The following is a 19,744-nucleotide window of genomic DNA, read 5'->3' as shown; positions in this document are numbered from 1 at the left end:
TCGCATCCTCACGCCGGCTCGGTCGCCTTCATCCCGAGCGGCTTCGGCGCCATGCCGCCGCCCGGCTTGAGGTGGAATTCGTAAGTCATCAAATGCCACCGCCCGTTCGCCCTGGTGCCGTCGGGCATCTCAAGGTCGTTGCGCGGCTCGACCTTGGCGACGAGGTCGTCCTTCACGCCGAACACCACGTCGGAGTCGAGATATTTGTCACCGTCCATGAAGACGTGCGTGATCAGCGGCTCGTAGCCCTTGGCATTGACCAGGAAGTGCACATGCGCCGGGCGCATCGGGTGTCGGCCCGTCTGCACGATCATCTCGCCGACCGGGCCGTCGGTCGGGATCGGGTAGCTGCACGGCAGGATGGTGCGGAAGAAGAAGCGGCCATCGTCATCGGTGATGAAGCGCGCCCGCGCCGAGGCGCCGACCTCATCGTAGTTCGGCTTCTGGGAATCGTAGAAGCCGTCGTCATCGGCGTGCCAGACGTCGACGGGAACGCCGGCGAGCGGCTTGCCCTCGAGGTCGGTGACGCGGCTCTGCACGAACATCCGCTCGCCGGTCTGGTTGTTCGGCGAGATGTCGGTGCCGTGCGCAGTCACCTTGTGCTCGCCGACATAGAACGGGCCGAGCACTGTGGTCTCCGTGGCACCGTCGCGATCCCTGTGATTGACGGCGTCGACCAACATGGAGACGCCGAGCACGTCGGACAAGAGGATGAATTCCTGGCGGGTGTCGGTGCATTTCTGCCCGGTCCGGGTCAGGAAATCGATGGCATATTCCCATTCCGCGAAGGTGAGACCGGTCTTGCTCACGTAATCGTGCAGCGACCTCACCAATTCCTGCAGCAGAAATTTCGCGCGCGTGTCGGGCGTGTGGTCGAAGCTCCTGACGACGGCTTCGGTGAGTTCGGTCTCGGTGAACTGAGTCATGGTGCGTTTGCCCTCGCGTTCTTCTCGTTGGCCCCGGCGGGCTCCTTGCGTTCCGAGCCCGAGTCTACACCAGCCGGCCCGGCCTCGTTAAGCGCAACCGGCTTGGAATGCGGCCGTCATTTCGGTATCAACTTTCCGACAAAACGCCCCGGAGGAACTGATGCTCGCCCCCACCCCCGCTTCGCCCGAATCCGTCGGCATGTCCAAGGCCGCGCTCGACCGCGTCGATGCGCATCTCAAGCGCCGGTACATCGATGCCGGGCGTTTCCCGGGCACGCATCTCCTGGTCTACCGCCGCGGCAAGGTCGCGCACAGCTCGGTGCAGGGCTTTGCCGATGTCGAGCGCAAGGTGCCGGTGAAGGACGATACGATCTATCGCATCTATTCCATGACCAAGCCGCTCACCAGCGTCGCCTTCATGATGCTGGTCGAGGAAGGCCTCGTCGCCATCGACGAGCCCGTCGCCAAATACATTCCGGAGTGGAAGGACCTCGGCGTGTTCGTCGCCGGCACCTACCCGGCGTTCCTGACCCGGCCGCCGTCCCGGCCGATGCTGATCGTCGACCTCTTGCGCCACACCTCCGGCCTAACCTATGGCTTCCAGCAACGCTCCAACGTCGATGCCGCCTACCGCAGTGAAAAGATCGGCGAGGTCGAAAAATCAGGCACACTCCAGACCATGGTCGAGGGCCTGGCCAAGATCCCGCTGGAGTTTTCGCCGGGCGAGTCCTGGAATTACTCCGTTGCGACCGACGTGATCGGCTATCTCATTGGCAAGATCTCCGGCATGCCGTTCGAGCAGTTCCTGAAACAGCGCATCCTCGATCCACTTGGCATGACCGACACCGACTTCCACGTCCCGGCTTCGAAGGCGCATCGCTTCGCCGCCTGCTATTCCGCCGATCCCGGCGGCGGCATGACCTTCCATGCGGGCCAGCGCCGCGAGGGGCTGACGCTCCAGGACGACCCGGCAACGAGCTCGTTCCTGTCGCCGCCCTCGTTCATCTCCGGCGGCGGCGGGCTGTGCTCGACCGTTGCCGACTATCTGACCTTCTGCCGTGCGCTGCTCAATGGCGGCGAGCTCGGCGGCGTCAGGCTGATCGGGCCGAAGACGCTGGCGCTGATGACGACCAACCACATTCCGGGCGGCCGTGCGCTGCCGGACGTCTCGCGCTCGCTGTTCTCGGAAGCGACCTATAACGGCATCGGCTTCGGTCTCGGCTTCGCCGTGACCATGCGCCCGGCCGAGACATTGATCGCCGGCAGCCCCGGCGAATACAATTGGGGCGGCGCCGCCACGACCTCGTTCTGGATCGATCCGGCCGAGGACCTGATCGCGATCTTCATGACGCAAGTGCTGCCGTCGAGCGCCTATCCGATCCGCCGCGAGCTGCGCAGCATGGTCTACGCCGCGATCACCGAAAGCAATCTGTAGTCCACCGCGACGACCCCGCGACGCCGGCCGCGGGATCACGCCATCGCCCCTCACTTGAGCATTTCCGGCACGATCAGGCGCGGCAGGAACAGCGACACGCTGGGCCAAATGATCACCGCCGCCAGCACGAGTAGCATCGGGATCAGCATGATGACCGTGTCCTTCAGGGCATAGCGCAGCCGCACGCCCGCGATCGAACAGGCGATCATCAGACAGAGGCCGTAGGGCGGCGTCACCAATCCGAAGGCCAGCGAGACGATGGAGATGATCGCGAACTGGACCGGATGCAGATCGACGGACCTGGCGAGCGGCTCCAGCACGGTGCCGACGATGATGATCGCGGGGATGGCGTCGAGAAAGCAGCCCACCACCAGAAAGCAGAAGGCGATGAAGAAGCCGGCCGCGACGGGACCCATGCCCCATGTCGAAACGTTCGCCAGCAGTTCTTGCGGGATCTTGTAATAGGCCAGCAGCCAGCCGAACGCACTGGCGGTGCCGACGCAGAACAGCGCCACGCCGGCGAGGCGCCCAGTGTCGAGCAAGGCTCTGTACAATTCACGGATTCCCGTCTCGCGGTAGAAGAACGCCGAGAGCACGACGGAATAGAGCACGGCAACGCAGGCGGACTCGGTCGCGGTGAACCAGCCGAGCAGAATGCCGCCGACGATGATGAACGGCGTTATTAACGCGGGTATCGACCGCCAGATGGCGCATCGCATGTCGACCCAGGTCGACTTCGGATAGGTCGGGTAGCCGCGGCGCACCGCATAGACGTGCACCGTCGCCATCTGCGCGCCCGCGATCAGCAGCCCGGGCACGATACCGGCCAGATACATCGCCGCTATCGAGGTCGAGATCAGACCGCCCCACACGATCATCAGGATCGAGGGCGGAATGACGACCGCAAGAACCGCGGAGGCCGCCGTGATGGCAATGGAAAACGAGAGATCGTAGCCCTCCTTGGTCTGCGCATCGATGAAGATCTTCGATTGGCTCGCCGCATCCGCAGTGGAGGAGCCGGAGATGCCGGCAAAGAACACCGACAGCACGACGTTGATCTGCGCCAGCGACCCCGGCCAGTGCCCGACCATCGAGCGCGACAGCGCCACCAGGCGATCCGTGATACCGCCGATACTCATCAGGTTCGCCGTCAACAGAAAGAACGGCACCGCGAGCAGGATGAACGAGTTGTACGCGTTGAAAGTCTCCTGCGCGAGCGTCATCAGCGACAGGCGCGGCTCGATCAGAAGGATCGGCACGCAGGCAAGGCCCAGCGCGAAGGCGACCGGCACGCGCACGATCAGCAGGCCGACGAAGACCCCGAACAGCACCATGGCGGCCTGTCCGGCAGAAAGTACAGTGCCGTTCATTGCTGTGCCCCGACCAGAACGCGCAGTTCATCGAGTATCTGTTCGCCCGCAAACACGATCCAGGTCACGCCGGCCACCGGCCAGGCAACGTGGATCAGCCAGAGCGGCAGATCGGCCAGCTCCGACGTCCTGTTCCAGGCGAAGCGTGTGAATTCGATGCCGGCCGACACGAACACGAGGGCCAGTGCCAGCACGCCGATCCGCGCGATGATCCGCACTGCGGCCTCCGACCGCCGCGACAAATCGGGCCACACGTCGACCTCGAAATGCTGAGCCTCGCGGATGCCGACCATGGCGCCGATCATGATCGTCCAGATGAACAGGAATCGCGCCATCTCCTCGGTCCAGATGTAGGAGGGAATGAACGGCGTGTAGCGCGAGACGATCTGCAATGTGACGGGGATGACCAGGATGCCGACGCAGGCGGCAAGCAGGAATTCCAACAATTTCGCATAGGCCGCGGTGACGCGACGCCACAGCGACGGTGTGGACGGGACGTGCATTTCGGACATTGGAGCTCCGTACGGCGCTCATCCGCCATGTCCGGGCAGGAAGCGGGGCCTGCCCGGAATGCTGTCGGCGGACAGGGCGGCCTCAGACGACGTTGATCTTCTCGAAAATGCCCTCCGCGCCGATCTCCTTGGCGTAGGTGGCCATCACGGGGTCGGCGAGCTTCTTCATGGCGTCCCGCTCCTCGAACGGAACGCGCTTGAGCTTGCCGGCCTTCTCCAGCGTGTCGAGCTTGACGACCTCCTCGCTCGACTCGAGCTGGCGGCCGTAATCGCCGGCCTCCTTGCCCGCTTTCATGATCGCGTCCTGCAGATCCTTCGGCAGGGTCTTCAGCGTCTTGACGGAAAAGCAGATCGGCCGGATCGACACGGCGTGCTGGGTCAGGTTGAGATGCGGCGCCACTTCATAGAACTTCATCGCCTCGACGCCGGCCGCTTCGTTCTCGCCGGCTGATATCACCCCGTTCTGGATCGCGTTGTAGACTTCGTTATAGGCGATCACCGTGGGGCTCATGCCAACGGCCGCAAAGGTCTTCGACCAGATCGGCGCGCCCTGCACGCGCACCTTGAGGCCCTTGAGGTCGGCGAGGTTCTTGAGCGGCTTGTTGGCGAAGATGTTGCGGATGCCGCCGCCGGCATAACCGATCAGAACCACGTCCGCCTTGGCCGCGACCTCGTCGGCGACTGGCGCCAGGATATTGGCTTCGACCACCTTGTTCATGTGCTCGATGCCCTTGAACACGAAGGGCGCATCGATGAACGGGGCGGCCTTGGCGAAGGTCGACATGTGAGCCGGCGAGACGATGCCGTAATCGACTGCCTTGCCTTGCGACATGTACTCGAAATACTGCTTCTCGAGGCCGAGCGAGGAGTTCCTGTGCAGGGTGAAGTTGACGGGCTTGCCGTAATATTTCTTCACCAGCTCCTCGAACCGCAGCAGGGCCCGATTGAAGGCATGGTCGTCATTGAACTGCACGGCACCGTTCAGTGTGATCGGGGCTTGCGCCCTCAGGATCGACGGCATGCCGATGGCAGCTGCCGCAGTGGTTGCACCGATCCCAGCGAGAAATGACCTTCGCTTCATCGTCTCCCCTCCCTTTGATGCTCCGGCCCTGTCGCCGGGCCGTGAGCGCAGCCGTTATGCGGCTTGCGAGAGGCAAGCGTATGAAAAACCTCGGCGGGACGGAAGTCATTTCGCGTGGGCTGGAGCTACCCCTTCGTCGCAGGACTGCACGTAAGCGCCTGCTGCACTGCAACTCGCCGCTTCGGTATGCGGCGGAGGCGCGAGGTCTCCGGCGATCAGGAGCGCGCTGGACGGACAGCGAAAATTCGTGGCGCAGCACAATTCCTGCGCCTATGGTCTCTTCAAAATCATTGTCCGGTGCTGCCGCGCTGGAACCGGGACGCCTGCGTTCGCCAAAGCTTACCTTGCCCGTTCGGCTCGCCTCCTTGTCGCCGGAACGACGCTACCGCTGATCGTTTTCGCGGTGGGCCTTGCCTGCTACAACTACCATCAGGATCGCAGCGAGGCTGCGCGCCGTTTGCTGGAGCGGTGCGTAGCATGCGCATGGTGCTCGATGCCGAGGTGCAGCGGATCACGGGGGCTTGCCCCTGCCGCGCGGCGTCGTCTGCACTGTGACCTGCACGCTGGAGGAGACGCTTTGATCCGCGGTCCACGCGCATATCGCAACGCAACACGGGGTGTGCTGCGACAATTGCGCTTGCCCTCATCCATTCATCCGATGTTAAACATCCGATGATTGCAGCTGCCGGGGCGTGGCAGCCAAATACAAACGAACCAGCCGCGACAGGCCGGACGGGAGAAACGTACGAGTGGCAAGAGCGCGCCCGAGCCCCGTCGACAAGCCGATCAAGCCCGGCCGCATTCGCGCCGTGCTGACGACGCTCGGCCGGGAGATCGCGCAGGATCTCATTCCGGTCGGGACAGCCCTGCCGCCGGAACCTGAGCTCGAAGCCCGCTTCGGAGTCGGGCGCGGCGTGGTGCGCGAAGCCATCAAGACGCTCGCCGCCAAAGGTCTGGTCAGCGTGCGGCCGCGCCACGGCACGCACGTGCTGCCGCGCCACGAATGGAGCCTGCTCGACCGCGACGTGCTAAGCTGGCTGGTCGGTCAGGACGAGCCGGATCGGGACCTTCTGCTGGCAATCCAGGAGGTGCGCTCGATCATCGAGCCCGCTGCCGCAGCGCTTGCGGCCGAGCGTGCAACAAAGAACGACCGCTGGCGGATCGACACGGCCCTGGCGGCGATGCAGACTGCAAAGGACCAGGCCAGCGCCCTCGCTGCCGACAAGGCTTTCCATCTCGCCATCCTGGACGCGACCCACAATCCGGTCCTCCAGGGCTTTCGCGGCGCGATCGATACCATTCTGGGCACCGTCTTCACCGTTGCCGTCGGCGGCCCCGGCGGCTGGTTCAAGGACAATCTGCCGAACCACGTCACGGCGGCGCGGGCCATCGAGAGCGGCAACCCGGAGAAGGCGCGCGCCGCGATGGAACGGCTGCTGGGCTACACCCGATCGAAGCTGTCGAACCGAAAGACCATTATCGCCGCGGCGGCTCGCAAGGCGGATGGATCGACCCTGCGCGCCGTCAGGAAGCCGAGCCTCAACCGCAAGAGAAAGCGCCATGCACCGTGACATGAGGGGGCTCGGCCCGGATCCCCGCTCCGCGCGGATCGCGAGGAGGGTCGCAACCGATACAGATATGCGATTGCGCGAGACGCGGCTACGATACCAGCAATGATCAGTGGGAAATGCCGGTACAGGCATAGCTGAGCGTCAGGGAGGTCGAATGCAGCTGACGGGCAGTCTGAAAGGCCGATCGTCGCGGCTGATGCGCAGCGTCAACTCGCTGGCCGGCGCTGCAATGTTCGTCGCGCCGCTGCTTGCGCTGGTCGCGGTCTGGGCCGCCGTGATCCCGCTGTTCAACGTCAATCCGCGCGTGTTTCCCTCGGTCGGCGCGGTCGGCACCGCCGCGCTTGACTCGATCCGGGACGGCACGTTGTTCGCCCATGTCGGCGCCAGCCTCTTGCGCGTCGGCCTGGGGACACTGATCGGCATCGCCACCGCGGTGCCGCTCGGTATCGCCATGGGCGTCAGCCCGACGGTCGCGGCCTTTCTCACGCCGCTGTTCCGGTTCTTCTCGGTGCTCGCCGGCATTGCCTGGATCCCGATCGCGACGCTGTGGTTCGGTTACGGTTTCGGCGCGATCGTCTTCGTGATCTTCAACGCCGTATTCTTCGTCGTCGCCTACAACACGCTTCTCGGCGTCAGGACCATCCCGCACACGCTGCGCAACGCTGCCGCCTCGCTCGGCGCCGGCCGCTGGGCGCTGCTGACCGAAGTACTGCTGCCGGGCGCGCTGCCCAATATCGTCACCGGCATTCGCACCGGCCTGGGCTTTGCCTGGCGCGGCCTGATCGCCGCGGAGATGATCGCGACCAATGTCGGGCTCGGCTACATGCTGTTCGTCGCGCGCGATTTCTACCGCACCGAGGTGATCGTGTTCGGCATGATCGTGATCGGCGTGCTCTGGCTTCTGATCGACCGTTTGCTGCTGGTCCCGCTGGAACGCGCGACCATCGAGCGCTGGGGCATGGTGAGGCGCGCATGAACGTCCTGCTGCAAATCTGGGCCGGCTATGCCCGCCTGACCCGGCGCTGGCCGGGCATCGCCGCGATCATTCCCTTCATCCCGGTGCTGGCGCTGTGGACCGCGGTCAGCGAGGCCGGGCTGTTTCCACGCGCGTTCTTCCCCGGCCCGGCCGACGTCATCCGCGCATTCTTCACGCTGACCTACAAGGGCATCCTGCCGGACTATCTCCAGGACAGCCTGATCCGGCTCGCGACCGGCGCCGCGGTCGGCATGGCGCTCGGCATACCCTTGGGCATCCTGATCGGCACCAGCCGCTGGGCGCATCGCATCTGCTGGCCGGTGCTGCTGTTCTTCCAGGCCATCGGCGACATCGCCTGGCTGCCGATCCTTCTGATCTGGTTCGGCTTCGGTCTGACGACGATGACCTTCGTCATCGTCTACACCGTGCTGTTCCCCGTCGTGCTCAACACCGTGCTCGGCGTCGAATCGGTACCGCGCGATCTGTCACGCGCCGCCTTGAGCCTCGGGGCTTCGCGGGCGCGCGTGCTCTGGGAGGTGACGCTGCCGGGCGCCTTGCCCAACATCATCACCGGCCTGCGCAACGGACTCGGCTACGGCTGGCGCGCGCTGATCGCGGTCGAGATGATCGTCGGCACGTCGGGCATCGGCTTCATGATGTTCGATGCGCGCCGCGCCGGGTCGACCGTCGAGATCATCCTCGGCATGATCATTCTCGGACTGCTCTGGTACATCGTGGACGCCTGGATTCTCGCCCCGCTCGAGCGTGCGACCGGCCAGCGTTGGGGATTAGTGACATCATGAAGACGCTCTCGCTGCGCAATCTCGGCAAGACCTATTTCGACCCTTATGCAGGCGCGCATGTCACCGCCGTCCACGACGTCTCACTCGAGGTCGAGCCCGGCGAGTTCATCTCGGTGGTCGGCCCCTCCGGCTGCGGCAAGACGACGATCCTGAACATGATCGCCGGCTTCATTCCCTATTCGAAGGGGGACATCCTGCTCGACGGCAAGCCGGTGCACGGGCCCGGCCCCGAGCGGGGCGTCGTGTTCCAGTCGTTCGCGCTGTTTCCCTGGAAGACCGTGCTCGACAATGTCGGCTTCGGGCCGAAGATGCGCGGCGTGCCGAAGGCCGAGCGCGACCGCATCGCGCATGAATATCTCGCGCTTGCCGGGCTCTCGCATGCGGCGCACCGCTATCCCAACGAGCTTTCCGGGGGCATGCAGCAGCGCGTCGGCGTGGTGCGCGCACTCGCCAACAACCCTGACGTCCTCTTGATGGACGAGCCGTTTGCCAGCGTCGACGCGCAGACGCGCATGACGCTCCAGGAGGAGCTGACGCGCATCTGGCAGGAGCGCAAGCCGACGGTGATCTTCATCACCCATGACGTGTCGGAAGCGGTGTTTCTCGCCAACCGCGTCGTCGTGCTGTCGAAGGGACGCGTGCTCGATCAGGTCGCGATCGACCTTCCGCGTCCCCGCGTCTGGGACGATCTCGTCAGGGATGATCAGTTCAAGCAGCTTTCGGCGCGCGTGCTGCAGATGGTGCGCGCGGCATGAGCATCGCCTCAGACGTTCTTCGCTCGCCCAAGAGCCGTGTCGTGCTCGGCGCGGTGGCCGCATGGGCATTGTTTCAGCTCTGGCTGACGGTGGCAGCGCCTGGAAAGATCTCGCCGCAGCTCGCGGGCACATCGGACAAGGTGAACGTGCAGATCGAGCTGCCGTTCACGCCGGAGCGCTTCCACGTGCTCGCCTTCCAGCAATACGGACGCGTCTCGGGAACGGACGAGCATTCGATCGAGCTGCGCGGTGTCAAAAGAACGGACCTCAATGCCGTGGCCCGGCCCTATTGGGTGACGGCGGTGGGGCCGATAAAAGAGGGAGGCTGAGACTATGAAACGACTCTTGCTGCTTGGATTGGCGCTTCTCGCCGGCATGGTGCCGGCAAGCGCCCAAACCCTGACGAAACTCAAGGCCGGCATGGTCACTGGCATCGACCAGATTGGCCTGCCCATCGCGCTCGAGCGCGGCTTCTTCGAGAAGTACGGGCTCGACGTCACGATCGCACGCCCCTACGCCACCGGCGTCGACGCGCTGAACGCGTTGCAGGCCGGCGAGAGCGAGATCGTGCAGGTCGGCGTACCCATGATCGGCGCGGTGCTGCGCGGCATGGACCTCGTCGCGCTGGGCAATTACAGCGGCAACGCCACCAAGGCCGGCTCCGATGCCACGATGGCGATCATCGCGCGCGAAGGCTCGGGCATCGTCAAGGGCGACCTGTCGACGTTGAAGGGCAAGAAGATCGCGGCGTCGTTCGGCACGATCAACCATCTCTATATCCTGGCGACGCTGGAGAAGGCCGGACTGAAACCCGACGACGTAACATTGGTCAACACCCCGCCCCCGGACATGACCGTCGCCCTGCTCGCCAAGGGCATCGACGCGTTCTCGGGCTGGGACCCCTGGCCGATCGTCGCGGGCAAGGACGTGCCGGGCGCCGTCGAGATCATCCGGGGCGGCGACGTGATCTCCTATATCGGCTTCAACGTCGCGCTGCGCCCATGGGTGCAGGCCAACGGCGAGACCATCGAAAAATTCCTCGCCGCCGTCTCCGAGGCCGACCAATGGATGCGCAAGAACCCGAAGCTGGCGGCACAAGTCGCGACGCGCTGGATTCCAGGCCTGAAGCAGGAGGTCGCGGAGGCCGCGATGCAGTTCAACATCCAGCAGGCGGACCGCCGGCTGTCGGCTAACAACTACCGCGCGCTGTGGAGCGCCCAGGACCGGCTCACCCGGCTCGGCATCCTCAAATCGACCTTCGACGTCAATGCGCATATTGAGCCGAAGCACATTCTCAAGGTCATGAAAGACCGTCCTCAGCTGTTCGCCGACCTGCCGCCGATCCCGGAGACGGCGGCGATCACGCCGGGCTACGTGTTCAAGCCCTGAGCATTGTTGCAAACGTCCAGACCGGCGCGCGATGCGCGCCGGTCCGGCCCATCGTCTGCAACGCTGGAGGGCGTCTGGTCTAGACGGTCGAGATGCCGTCGATCGGGCTGATATCCCCGACGAAACGCAGCAGGTCGGCCATCGTGAATTCGCCCGGCACTTGCGACGGCAGCGTCGGCTTCCAGGTCTTGCCCTTGAGCCAGAGATACGACTGGTGGTCGCCATGGACGAGGCCGACGAAGACCTCGGCAAGCAGGGTCGCGCCGACCGGGCCGAGCCTTTCGCCGCTGCCCCGCTGCTCCGCCTCCTTGAGGATGTAGTACCAGAGCGGGGTGTGCTGGTGCAGGCCATGCTTCTTCGCCACGGCGCCGTCGCTCCCCTTCGAGATTTCCTCCGGCGTCAGCGGATTCTTGATCTTCATGGCCTTGGCGACGTCCTGCCCGGACGGCAATCCGAGCAACACGCCGCGCTTGAGGTTGCGGAACGGCAGGCTGCCGCCGTCACCAGGCAGGGTATGGAGTTGCGGCACGATGAACGGGTCGATCTTGCGGGAGGGATTGAGCGTCACGCCCGCAGGGTTGCTCGGCAGCACCTGAAAGTAGCGCCGCCAGTCGATGATCCAGTTGCTCGAAAGCACCGGAAGCGGGAGCGGCGGCTGAATCGGATTGGGCGCGAGATCTCCGATGATTCCTCCCGAAAGTCCCGTGAACCTGAACAGCAAATCGAGAGTTGCAGGAATCCCGCCCGGGCCGGGCGTGAAGATCCGGTTGTGGCTATAGACCTGGCGCACCATGCTGTGGCCGAGACGATAGACGGCGCCCGAAAACTCGACGGGCATGTAGGGGATCTTCTTGAAGCGGTAGAAGCGCCGCCCCTGCTCGAGGATCTTGGCGACGAGCCCCTTCTCGGTGATCCGCTCCACGAAATCGTGCAGGACCATCCATTGGTAGTGCCAGGTCACGATCCGGCGCGCTTCCTCGAAGATCTCGCCCGCCGGCTTGCCGGACGCCGCGAGCTGATCGCAGACCTTGTTGTGAAACTTCAGCATCGCAAGGTGGGTTTGCGCGACGACCAGGTTCTCGTCATTGCGGTGATCGCCGATCAGGGCAAACCCCTCGGGATTGCGCGGCAGGTCGTTGCGATGATCGCCGGTGATGTCATCGACGTTGACGGTCTTGCCGATCAGCAGCTTGGGGCCCGGTGTCTTGCCGCTGTCGCTGGCCGAATTGCGCGCGTAGAGATGACGGCTGCCGTCGGGGCCGAGACCATAGACGCTGTCGAGATCGAGTGCGGGCGTGCGGAAATTCGTGACCGCCGTCGGATCGGCTTCCTTCTCGCCGAAGGAGGTCAGATCGAGCGTAATGTCGTGATCGACGAATTGGCCGAGATAGGTGAAACCCGCGGGGACATTGAGGTTGTTTCCCGCGGCGTCGCCGGGGGCGGGATCCTTCATCGCGTCGGCGAGCTCGCGCAGCGGACCGTCGTCGACAGCCAGCGGCTCCAGGGTCGGAAACATCCGGCCAAACATGCCCGGATCGTCGTGTCCGGAAAGCGTATCCAGAAATTGTCGCGTCGGTTGACGTCCGGCCTTGCCGTGACCGGGATGAACATTCACGTCGGTTCCCATCGCTTGCTCCTGCTCAAATGCTTTAGGGGAGAGGGGCGCCGAAGATGTCGCTTCCAAAATTCTCGTTTCAGTATACGTTCAGAAGAATTGCCCCTCAGGGTGTAGTACGATGAAATATTACTACAGATTGCATTCTCTGGGCGGCTCCTACCGCGAGGCTTTTTGCCCCACCAGCCACACAGGCTTTTGATCGTCCGAAGCTCGAGCAGGAAAGACTAAGGCGCGATCGACGCGTCGGCTGAATCTCTCAGCGCGTCAGCGCTTGGCAGCGAACCGCGACCAGATCTCAGCGTCCGTGTAGAAGTCCACGCCGCCATCGAGATCTCTCACCAGCCACTCGCCGAGATAGACGATCTGGGTGCCGCTGCGCCGCTCGTGCCGAAGCTCGAATTTTCCGTCGGCATCCTTCTGCAGCGAGCAATTCGACTGAACCCAGCTCGGCCACTCCTGCAACGGCTGCCCCAAAAATTGCCAGGCAACCAAGGCCGCGTTGTCCGACAGGGGTTCTAAGCGCAGTGTCTTGGTCACGTGATCTCCAGCATGCGAGTTGTCCCCCGATGAAACGCCTCGGGACCGGAAAGGTTTGGAATCGTCGTTCCGTGGCAGCATGCCTGACCGATTTCAACGGTTCCTCTACTTTTTCGTCCGTGAAAACCCGGTCCCCGCGCGCCCTAACCGATCGTCTGCAGCACCGGAAACGTCTCCAGCAGCCAGATGCTCACATTCGAGACCGCGCCGGTGAGAAAGCCGATGCCGGTGAGCACCATCAGGACGCCCATGGCGCGCTCGACGTTGACGAGGTGGCCCTTCATGCGCGCGAACAGCGCGGAGAACTGTTCGATCATCAGCGCGGCGATCAGGAATGGGATGCCGAGGCCCGCGGAATAGACCGCGAGCAGGCCGGCGCCCCTCGTCACCGTGGCTTCCGCCGCGGCGACCGAGAGGATCGCGGCGAGGATCGGGCCGATGCAGGGTGTCCAGCCGAACGCGAATGCGAGGCCCATGATATAGGCGCCCCACAGGCCGACCGGTTTGGGGATCGGCAGGCGTCCTTCCCGCATCAGAAAGCCGATCCGCGTCAGGCCGAGGAAGTGCAGGCCCATGATGATGATGACGATGCCGGCGAGGATCGACAGCTCCGCCGACCAGGCACGGATCAGCCCGCCGATCAGCGAAGCGCTGGCGCCGAGCGCCACGAAGATGGTGGAGAAACCGAGCACGAACAGGAGCGCCGACATCATGATCGCGCGCTTGGAGGCCGCGACCGGCTCGTCGCTCTCGACATGCTCGATCGTGGCGCCCGTGAGGTAGACCAGATAGGGCGGAACCAGAGGCAGGACGCAAGGCGAGAGGAAGCTGACGAGGCCCGCAATCAGTGCGGCCGGAATCGAAACATTTTGCATGATGCAATCGGAGCCATCTCAGGCCCCGTCAGGGCGCGCAGGGAACGCGCCCGGCCCGGAGCCGAACCGGCTCTGGTGTAGCCCATGCCGGAGAATGCGCAACAGAGGCGCACAAAGCCAGGGCTCCGCCCGATGCCCTCCGTGATCACAGATGCGGCATCGGGACGCGCACAAACCTCGCCGGAAAGCGAGATTGGGCGGCGCGGCTACTTCACCACGCGGAGCAGCGGACGCCGGGGCTGGTCCTGCGTCTGCTTGGAAGGGGGCGGCGGCTCGCTGGCAGCGCTCCGCAGCATTTCGTCGCACAGCGCCTTGAGATCGGCACTGTCGATTCCTTTCAGTTTCATCCTGACGTCGAGGATGACGATGGACAGCATCTCGGCCGACTCGCGGCTGTTGCAGGCATTGAGAACCCTGCGGCACTCCTCGAGCGTTTCCAGCACCGACTGCAACTGTTCGTCTGAATGCGACACCGGCGTTCTTTCCGTTAATTCGGCCTGCGAGACGTATCTGTCACGCCCCCTTCGGCCCCCATGGAAGACGATAGATAGCACGAGGCGACTGCGCCTTCGAACCTGATTTCAGTGTGTTTCTGCTGTGGAACCGGGTTCCCGCTCGCATCGCCATGCGGCGCCTTTGGCGACCGCCGCAATGCTCCGGGAGCGAACGCCTGACGCGGTGCGATTGATCCAGCAACGGCGAAGAGCACCGACTCCTGCGCAAGACCGTTCATTGCAGTCAGCGCCGGCACTCCCGCAGCCATCTCGCGGCTCGCAACGGAACTCACGTCATACCCCTCACTCGAGCCGATTAGCCTCGCCCGAATTCCCAGCCCATGGGAGCATCCAAATACCGCCCTAAGGTAGTAAGGATGACGTTCAAAACTCGTCGTTCCCCAACCCGTCGTGGTTGTGGTTTGCGCCAGATTCTGCCAGTTTAGCGTTCCAAAGGGAATTGTATGCACTCCTTGGCGGAAAGGGGCGTTCCTCTGGAGGAACGCCCAAAGACAAATATCAGCGGTCTCTCCGACTGGGACGCCGCCCGCATATTCTTGGAAGTCGTCCGATGCGGAAGCTTTCGCTCGGCGGCCGAGCGCCTGTCTCTGTCGATCAACGCCGTGCGGCGCCGAATCGACGATTTCGAACGTCAGACCGGCACCACGTTATTCACGCGCGACGTCCACGGCACCCATCTGACCGATGAGGGCGCCTTGGTAGTCTCCGCTGTCGAACGCATGGAGGCGGCCACCTTCGACGTGCTGCGCGCCAGCGATTCGATGGCCAACGCGCTGTCGGGCGAGGTCCGCGTGGCCGTCACCGAAGGGCTCGGCACATTCTGGCTTGCCCCCCGCCTGGTCGAATTCCAGCAGGCCTATCCGAAAATCCTGGTGGACCTGCATTGCGCGATGCGCTCGGCCGACGTCTCGCGCCACGAGGCCGACGTCGCCATTCATCTGTCTCGTCCCTCGGCGCTGGACATCAAGCTGGTGCGGCTCGGCCGCATGCATCTGATGTTCTGGGCCTCCGAGAAATACATCGCAAAGCATGGCGCGCCGCGCTCGGCGGCGGAATTGATCAAGCATCGTCTGGTGCTGCAATTCGCCGACCAGCTCGCCGCCAAGGAATCCTTCGAGAGCTTCTTCCCGGGCGTGTCGGAACGTGACCTTCTGGTCATGAAGACGAACGTCTCGAGCGCCAATTATTGGGCGGTCGCGAACGGCGCCGGCATCGGCGTCTTCCCGAGCTACGCCATTGCGCTCGGCGGGAAACTAATTCCACTGGAGGTCGAGCTGAACCGACCGCTGGATATCTGGCTGTCCTACCACCCTGGTAGCGGCCGTATCCCGCGCGTGCGGCACATGATTGACTGGCTGATCGAGGCTTTCAATCCGGCCCGCTTCCCGTGGTTTAAGGAAGAGTTCGTGCACCCGCATGAATTCAAGGACTCGTATATGGGCGAACCCCTGACCCAGCTCTTCGGGGGATTTTCAACCGAAGAACAAAGGTGAAAACAGAGATGAAAGCAGCGGCCAAAAGAATGAAGCAGCGCAGCGCGGGCAAGCCGGACATCGAGCTTGGCAAGCGGATCCGTCTGCGGCGCGTCGAGATGAAGATCTCGCAGGCCGAGCTCGGCGAGAAGCTCGGCGTCAGCTTCCAGCAGGTGCAGAAATACGAGAAGGGCGTCAATCGCGTCGGCGCGGCCCGGCTTCAGCAGATCGCCTCCGCCCTCGATGTGCCCGTGACCTTCTTCTACGACGGCGACAACAAGGCCCGCGAAGTCGAGAGCCTGCTCTTTCTCGATTCCGCCTTCAGCCTCCGCCTGCTGCGCGCCTACAGCAAGATCAAGGATCAGACGGTGCAGCGTCAGCTCGTCTCGCTGATGGAATCGATCGCGGCGAACGAGAGCTGAGGCCGGTCGACGGTCCGGCCTTCACGGCCGACGTTCAATCCGCCGCGTCACGGGGGCGCGGCCGGATTGCACGAGATCGGCCGAAAGATGTCTGCGCGCAACCGCGCGCGGCCTGTCTCGGGGCGGCATGGCCGCCCCTTTTTGTTGGCGGTCTTCCCCCGACCTTTCCGCCTCCGTCGAACGCCGCGCGCCATGCAATCGCAGCACAGGCGGATGCAGGCTCTCCTCTCCCGCGCCGGTTGACCGCGGCGGTGCCTGCGCCGCACATTGCGCCTCGCCACCGAGCAGCGAGCGCGCGATGCCAGACGTTATCAGCACGACCGGAACACCTTACGCCGACGGCAAGATTCTGACGCACACGGCCGATGGCGTCGGCGTGATCACCTTCAACAATCCCGACAAGCGCAACGCGATGTCGCTGGAGATGTGGGAGGGATTTGGCGAGGCGCTGACGGTCTTGCGCGACGACGACACGGTGCGCGTCGTGATCCTGCGCGGCGCCGGCGGCAAGGCGTTCGTCTCGGGTGCCGACATCAGCCAGTTCGAGAAGGTCAGGCACAATGCGGCGGCGTCCGAGGAATACGCCAAGCGCAGCGCGGCCCAGCGCGCGCTGCTCGCCGACTATCCCAAGCCGACCATCGCCTGCATCGACGGTTTTTGCCTCGGCGGCGGCATGCAAGTCGCAATGCTCGCCGACATCCGCCTCGCCTCGCAGGACAGCCAATTCGGCATTCCCGCGGCAAAACTCGGGATCGCCTATGGCTATGACGGCTTGAAGCATCTGGTGTCGCTGGTCGGGCCGTCCTGGGCGCGGCTGCTGATGTATACGGGCATGCGCATCGATTCCGCCGAGGCGCTGCGCATCGGCCTCATCGAGCGCGTGTTTCCGCAAGGCGAGCTCTGGGGCGAGACCATGGCGATGGCCGAGACGATCGCGCAGAACGCCCCGCTCGCGATCAAGGCGGCCAAGATCACAATCGCGCAGGTGCTGAAGGACGAGAGCCGGCGCGACATGGAGGCGATCAAGGTGATCGGCAATGCCTGCATGGACAGCGCGGATTTCCGCGAGGGCCGGCAGGCCTTCATGGAAAAGCGGAAGCCGCAGTTTAGGGGGAAGTAATTTCGTCGTGGAGAGAGGCCAGGAGCACAGCCCCTACAGCGCTCCCAGCACCGCTTTCGTGATGTCAGCCGTGCCATTGCCGCCGCCGAATTCCATCGGCTTGATGCCGCCGGCATAGACCTGGTCCACCGCACGCTCGATCGTCTCGCCGGCTTCCGCAGCGCTCTCGATGCCGTGCTTGTCGGCGAGCCAATCCAGCATCATCGCGGCGGACAGGATCATGCCGGTGGGGTTGGCCTTGCCCTGCCCCATGATGTCAGGCGCCGTGCCGTGGCACGGCTGGAACACCGCGTATTTGTCACCGATGTCGGCGGACGGCGCCATGCCGAGGCCGCCGATCAGGCTCGCGGTGATGTCGGAGACGATGTCGCCGAACATGTTCTCCATCACCATCACGTCGAAATCCCAGGGACGCTTGACCAGCATCGCCGAGCAGGCATCGACATAGAGCCGGTCGGTCTTCACGTCAGGATGCTTCTTCTCGATCTCGTCGAAGATGCCGCGGAAGAACGCGAACGCCTTGAATACGTTCGCCTTATCGACGCAGGTGAGCGCGCCCGGCTTGCCGCGCGCCTTGCGCCGCTCGGCAAGGCGAAACGAGAACTCGAACAAACGCTCGGAGGTTTTGCGCGTGATCACCATGGTCTCGCGCGCGTCCTCGTGGGTGACGACGCCCTTGCCCATCGAGGCGAACAGGCCTTCGGTGGACTCGCGGATCACGACGAGATCGATGCCGCGCTGGTCCGCGCCGACGATCGGGCTCGGTACGCCCGGAATGAGGCGCGCCGGACGCACGCCGGCATAGAGATCGAAGATGAAGCGCAGCTCGATCTGCGGCGCGATCTCGGTGTTGTCGGGGTAGCGCACCGACGGCAGGCCGCAGGCTCCGAGCAGGATCGCGTCCGCCTCCTCGCAGAGCTTGATGGTGCTATCCGGCATCGACTTGCCGGTCGCGAGATAATGGTTGGCGCCGGCCGGCGCCTCGGTGAAGCGGAAGCCGAGGCCGGACTTCTCGCCGACCTTGCGCAGCACCTCCAGCGCCGGCGCCATGACTTCAGGGCCGATGCCGTCACCGGCGAGCACGGCAATGTGGAAGGCGTTGTTTGCGGACATTTAAGGCCTCAAGGGAGGTGTCAACCAGGTCGTCATTGCGAGCGAAGCGAAGCAATCCAGAACTGCATCCACGGAGACATTCTGGATTGCTTCGTCGCTTCGCTCCTCGCAATGACGAGGGAGAGAGCATTCGTTACGGCGTCAGCACCGTACGCCCGACCACCGCGCCCTGCTGCAATTGCAGCAGCGCGTCGTTGGCCTTGGCGAGCGGTTGCGGCGTCACCGGGATCGGCGGCACCTTCTTCGACCGCACCAGGTCGAGCAGCTCCTGCGTCTCGCGCAAGTTTCCGACATAGCTGCCCTGGATCGTCACCGCCTTGATCGGAATCAGCGGCAACGCCCAGGTCGCGCCGCCGCCGAACAGGCCGACAAGGACGAGCTTACCGCCCTTGGTCAGGCAGTCGAAGCCGAGCTGCGTCGTAGCAGCGTTGCCGACGAGGTCGATCACGGCGCGGATAGGGCCGCCCGCCTTCTTGGCAAGCTGCTCCAGCGCGTCAGGGGCCTTGGGATCGACGGTCGCAAGCGCACCGGCCTTCTCCGCCGCCTCGCGCTTCCTCGCGTCGATATCGACCATGATCGCGCCCTTGCCGCCCATCGCCTTGAGCAGCGACAACGCCATCAGGCCGAGGCCGCCGGCGCCGAACATCACGATCGGCGTGTCGAAATGCTGCTCGACCTTCTTCAGCGCGCTGTAGGTGGTGACGCCCGAGCAGGCATAGGGCGCGGTCGTTGCAGGATCGAGGCCTTTCAGATTGAGCAGGTAGCGCGGATGCGGCACCAGCATGTGATCGGAATAGCCGCCGTCGCAATAGACCCCGAGCGAGCGCGGCGTCAGGCACATGTTCTCGTCACCGGCGAGGCACGTGGCACATTTGCCGCAGCCGATCCAGGGATAGACCAGCCCGACATCGCCGACCTTCAGGTCGCCCTGATCGGTCGGCTTCACGTCGGGGCCGAAGGCGAGGACTTCGCCGACCGTCTCGTGGCCCATGGTCAGCGGCAGGTTGATGCCGCGGTCCTTCAACGAGAGCGGCTTGCGGCCATGGCCGAGATCGTAGCCGCCTTCCCAGATGTGGAGGTCGCTGTGGCAGACGCCGGCGGCCTTCACCTTGATCAGCACCTGCGTGCCCGAGGGCTGCGGCGTCGCCTCGTCGACCTCCTGCAGCGGCGCCTTGAAATCGGCAACCTTGAAACTCTTCATCGGCGTCCTCCCGCATGCTTCTTGTTGTCGCGCCACCATGCCATGGTCGGCGC

Annotated in this window: 20 protein-coding genes and 1 pseudogene; 11 read left to right on the top strand and 10 right to left on the bottom strand. The window is 64.3% G+C overall.

Annotation, left to right across the window (positions count from 1 at the left end; genetic code table 11):
* Positions 1-8 precede the first annotated feature (8 nt).
* Complete coding sequence (locus tag I6F09_RS11495; protein WP_225188081.1) at positions 9-926, bottom strand: intradiol ring-cleavage dioxygenase; 918 nt, start codon at positions 924-926, stop codon at positions 9-11.
* A 160-nt stretch (positions 927-1,086) separates the two neighbouring features.
* Here I6F09_RS11495 and I6F09_RS11490 point away from each other — a divergent pair, with 160 nt between their 5' ends.
* Positions 1,087-2,361 (top strand): serine hydrolase domain-containing protein, encoded by a 1,275-nt coding sequence (locus I6F09_RS11490; protein WP_036004538.1) that lies wholly within the window; start codon positions 1,087-1,089, stop codon positions 2,359-2,361.
* Positions 2,362-2,411: 50 nt separating this feature from the next.
* Here the strand turns inward: I6F09_RS11490 and I6F09_RS11485 are convergent, their stop codons facing one another.
* The 3 genes from I6F09_RS11485 to I6F09_RS11475 all read right to left on the bottom strand — a co-directional run bounded on the left by I6F09_RS11485 (position 2,412) and on the right by I6F09_RS11475 (position 5,324).
* Positions 2,412-3,731: a TRAP transporter large permease gene (locus I6F09_RS11485; protein ID WP_036025880.1), complete on the bottom strand. Its 1,320-nt coding sequence runs from the start codon at positions 3,729-3,731 to the stop codon at positions 2,412-2,414.
* Positions 3,728-4,243 carry a TRAP transporter small permease gene (locus tag I6F09_RS11480; protein ID WP_036025883.1) on the bottom strand — a complete coding sequence of 172 codons (516 nt, stop codon included), beginning with the start codon at positions 4,241-4,243 and terminating at the stop codon, positions 3,728-3,730. The genes I6F09_RS11485 and I6F09_RS11480 overlap by 4 nt, the downstream gene beginning before the upstream one ends.
* A gap of 82 nt (positions 4,244-4,325) precedes the next feature.
* The gene (locus tag I6F09_RS11475; RefSeq protein WP_036004529.1) at positions 4,326-5,324 is read right to left on the bottom strand and encodes a TRAP transporter substrate-binding protein; all 999 of its coding nucleotides are present in this window, start codon (positions 5,322-5,324) and stop codon (positions 4,326-4,328) included.
* A gap of 272 nt (positions 5,325-5,596) precedes the next feature.
* Here I6F09_RS11475 and I6F09_RS11470 point away from each other — a divergent pair.
* The 7 genes and pseudogenes from I6F09_RS11470 to I6F09_RS11440 form a co-directional block, all read left to right on the top strand.
* A pseudogene (locus I6F09_RS11470) lies at positions 5,597-5,843 on the top strand (hypothetical protein); the annotation flags it as partial.
* A 230-nt stretch (positions 5,844-6,073) separates the two neighbouring features.
* A complete protein-coding gene (locus tag I6F09_RS11465; protein WP_225188080.1) occupies positions 6,074-6,895 on the top strand; it encodes a FadR/GntR family transcriptional regulator in 822 nt (273 codons plus the stop codon).
* 154 nt (positions 6,896-7,049) lie between these two features.
* Entirely contained in the window at positions 7,050-7,871 is an 822-nt protein-coding gene (locus tag I6F09_RS11460) for an ABC transporter permease (protein ID WP_225127429.1), read from the top strand.
* Positions 7,868-8,674, top strand: coding sequence for an ABC transporter permease (locus I6F09_RS11455; RefSeq protein WP_036004520.1), 807 nt, complete (start codon positions 7,868-7,870; stop codon positions 8,672-8,674). The genes I6F09_RS11460 and I6F09_RS11455 overlap by 4 nt, the downstream gene beginning before the upstream one ends.
* Complete coding sequence (locus I6F09_RS11450; RefSeq protein ID WP_225188079.1) at positions 8,671-9,429, top strand: ABC transporter ATP-binding protein; 759 nt, start codon at positions 8,671-8,673, stop codon at positions 9,427-9,429. The genes I6F09_RS11455 and I6F09_RS11450 overlap by 4 nt, the downstream gene beginning before the upstream one ends.
* On the top strand, positions 9,426-9,758 hold the full coding sequence (locus I6F09_RS11445; protein WP_225188078.1) for a hypothetical protein: 333 nt from the start codon (positions 9,426-9,428) through the stop codon (positions 9,756-9,758). Before I6F09_RS11450 ends, I6F09_RS11445 begins: the two co-directional genes overlap by 4 nt.
* Positions 9,759-9,762: 4 nt before the next feature.
* On the top strand, positions 9,763-10,818 hold the full coding sequence (locus I6F09_RS11440; protein WP_036004511.1) for an ABC transporter substrate-binding protein: 1,056 nt from the start codon (positions 9,763-9,765) through the stop codon (positions 10,816-10,818).
* Between the two features lie 79 nt (positions 10,819-10,897).
* Here I6F09_RS11440 and I6F09_RS11435 read toward each other — a convergent pair whose 3' ends face one another.
* The 4 genes from I6F09_RS11435 to I6F09_RS11420 form a co-directional block, all read right to left on the bottom strand.
* Positions 10,898-12,445, bottom strand: coding sequence for a heme peroxidase family protein (locus I6F09_RS11435; RefSeq protein WP_225188077.1), 1,548 nt, complete (start codon positions 12,443-12,445; stop codon positions 10,898-10,900).
* A gap of 255 nt (positions 12,446-12,700) precedes the next feature.
* Entirely contained in the window at positions 12,701-12,973 is a 273-nt protein-coding gene (locus I6F09_RS11430) for a hypothetical protein (protein WP_036025895.1), read from the bottom strand.
* Positions 12,974-13,116: 143 nt separating this feature from the next.
* Positions 13,117-13,848 carry a cytochrome c biogenesis protein CcdA gene (locus I6F09_RS11425; protein WP_036004503.1) on the bottom strand — a complete coding sequence of 244 codons (732 nt, stop codon included), beginning with the start codon at positions 13,846-13,848 and terminating at the stop codon, positions 13,117-13,119.
* A 206-nt stretch (positions 13,849-14,054) separates the two neighbouring features.
* Entirely contained in the window at positions 14,055-14,291 is a 237-nt protein-coding gene (locus tag I6F09_RS11420; RefSeq protein ID WP_225112735.1) for a hypothetical protein, read from the bottom strand.
* 515 nt (positions 14,292-14,806) lie between these two features.
* Here I6F09_RS11420 and I6F09_RS11415 point away from each other — a divergent pair.
* From I6F09_RS11415 to I6F09_RS11405, 3 genes are all read left to right on the top strand, one after another.
* The gene (locus tag I6F09_RS11415) at positions 14,807-15,856 is read left to right on the top strand and encodes a LysR family transcriptional regulator (RefSeq protein WP_036025896.1); all 1,050 of its coding nucleotides are present in this window, start codon (positions 14,807-14,809) and stop codon (positions 15,854-15,856) included.
* A 29-nt stretch (positions 15,857-15,885) separates the two neighbouring features.
* Complete coding sequence (locus I6F09_RS11410; protein ID WP_020608151.1) at positions 15,886-16,257, top strand: helix-turn-helix transcriptional regulator; 372 nt, start codon at positions 15,886-15,888, stop codon at positions 16,255-16,257.
* A gap of 298 nt (positions 16,258-16,555) precedes the next feature.
* Positions 16,556-17,377, top strand: a complete 822-nt coding sequence (locus tag I6F09_RS11405) for an enoyl-CoA hydratase (protein ID WP_225188076.1) — start codon at positions 16,556-16,558, stop codon at positions 17,375-17,377.
* 33 nt (positions 17,378-17,410) lie between these two features.
* Here the strand turns inward: I6F09_RS11405 and I6F09_RS11400 are convergent, their stop codons facing one another.
* A complete protein-coding gene (locus I6F09_RS11400) occupies positions 17,411-18,490 on the bottom strand; it encodes an isocitrate/isopropylmalate dehydrogenase family protein (RefSeq protein ID WP_057026781.1) in 1,080 nt (359 codons plus the stop codon).
* A gap of 133 nt (positions 18,491-18,623) precedes the next feature.
* On the bottom strand, positions 18,624-19,691 hold the full coding sequence (locus I6F09_RS11395) for an alcohol dehydrogenase (protein ID WP_036025902.1): 1,068 nt from the start codon (positions 19,689-19,691) through the stop codon (positions 18,624-18,626).
* Positions 19,692-19,744 lie beyond the last annotated feature (53 nt).

The sequence above is a fragment of the Bradyrhizobium sp. IC3195 genome (assembly GCF_020193585.1).
In the GTDB taxonomy this organism is placed as follows: Bacteria; Pseudomonadota; Alphaproteobacteria; order Rhizobiales; family Xanthobacteraceae; genus Bradyrhizobium; species Bradyrhizobium yuanmingense.
The sequence above is the reverse complement of the archived record's forward strand: the minus strand, read 5'-3'. Positions and strand labels throughout refer to the sequence as shown.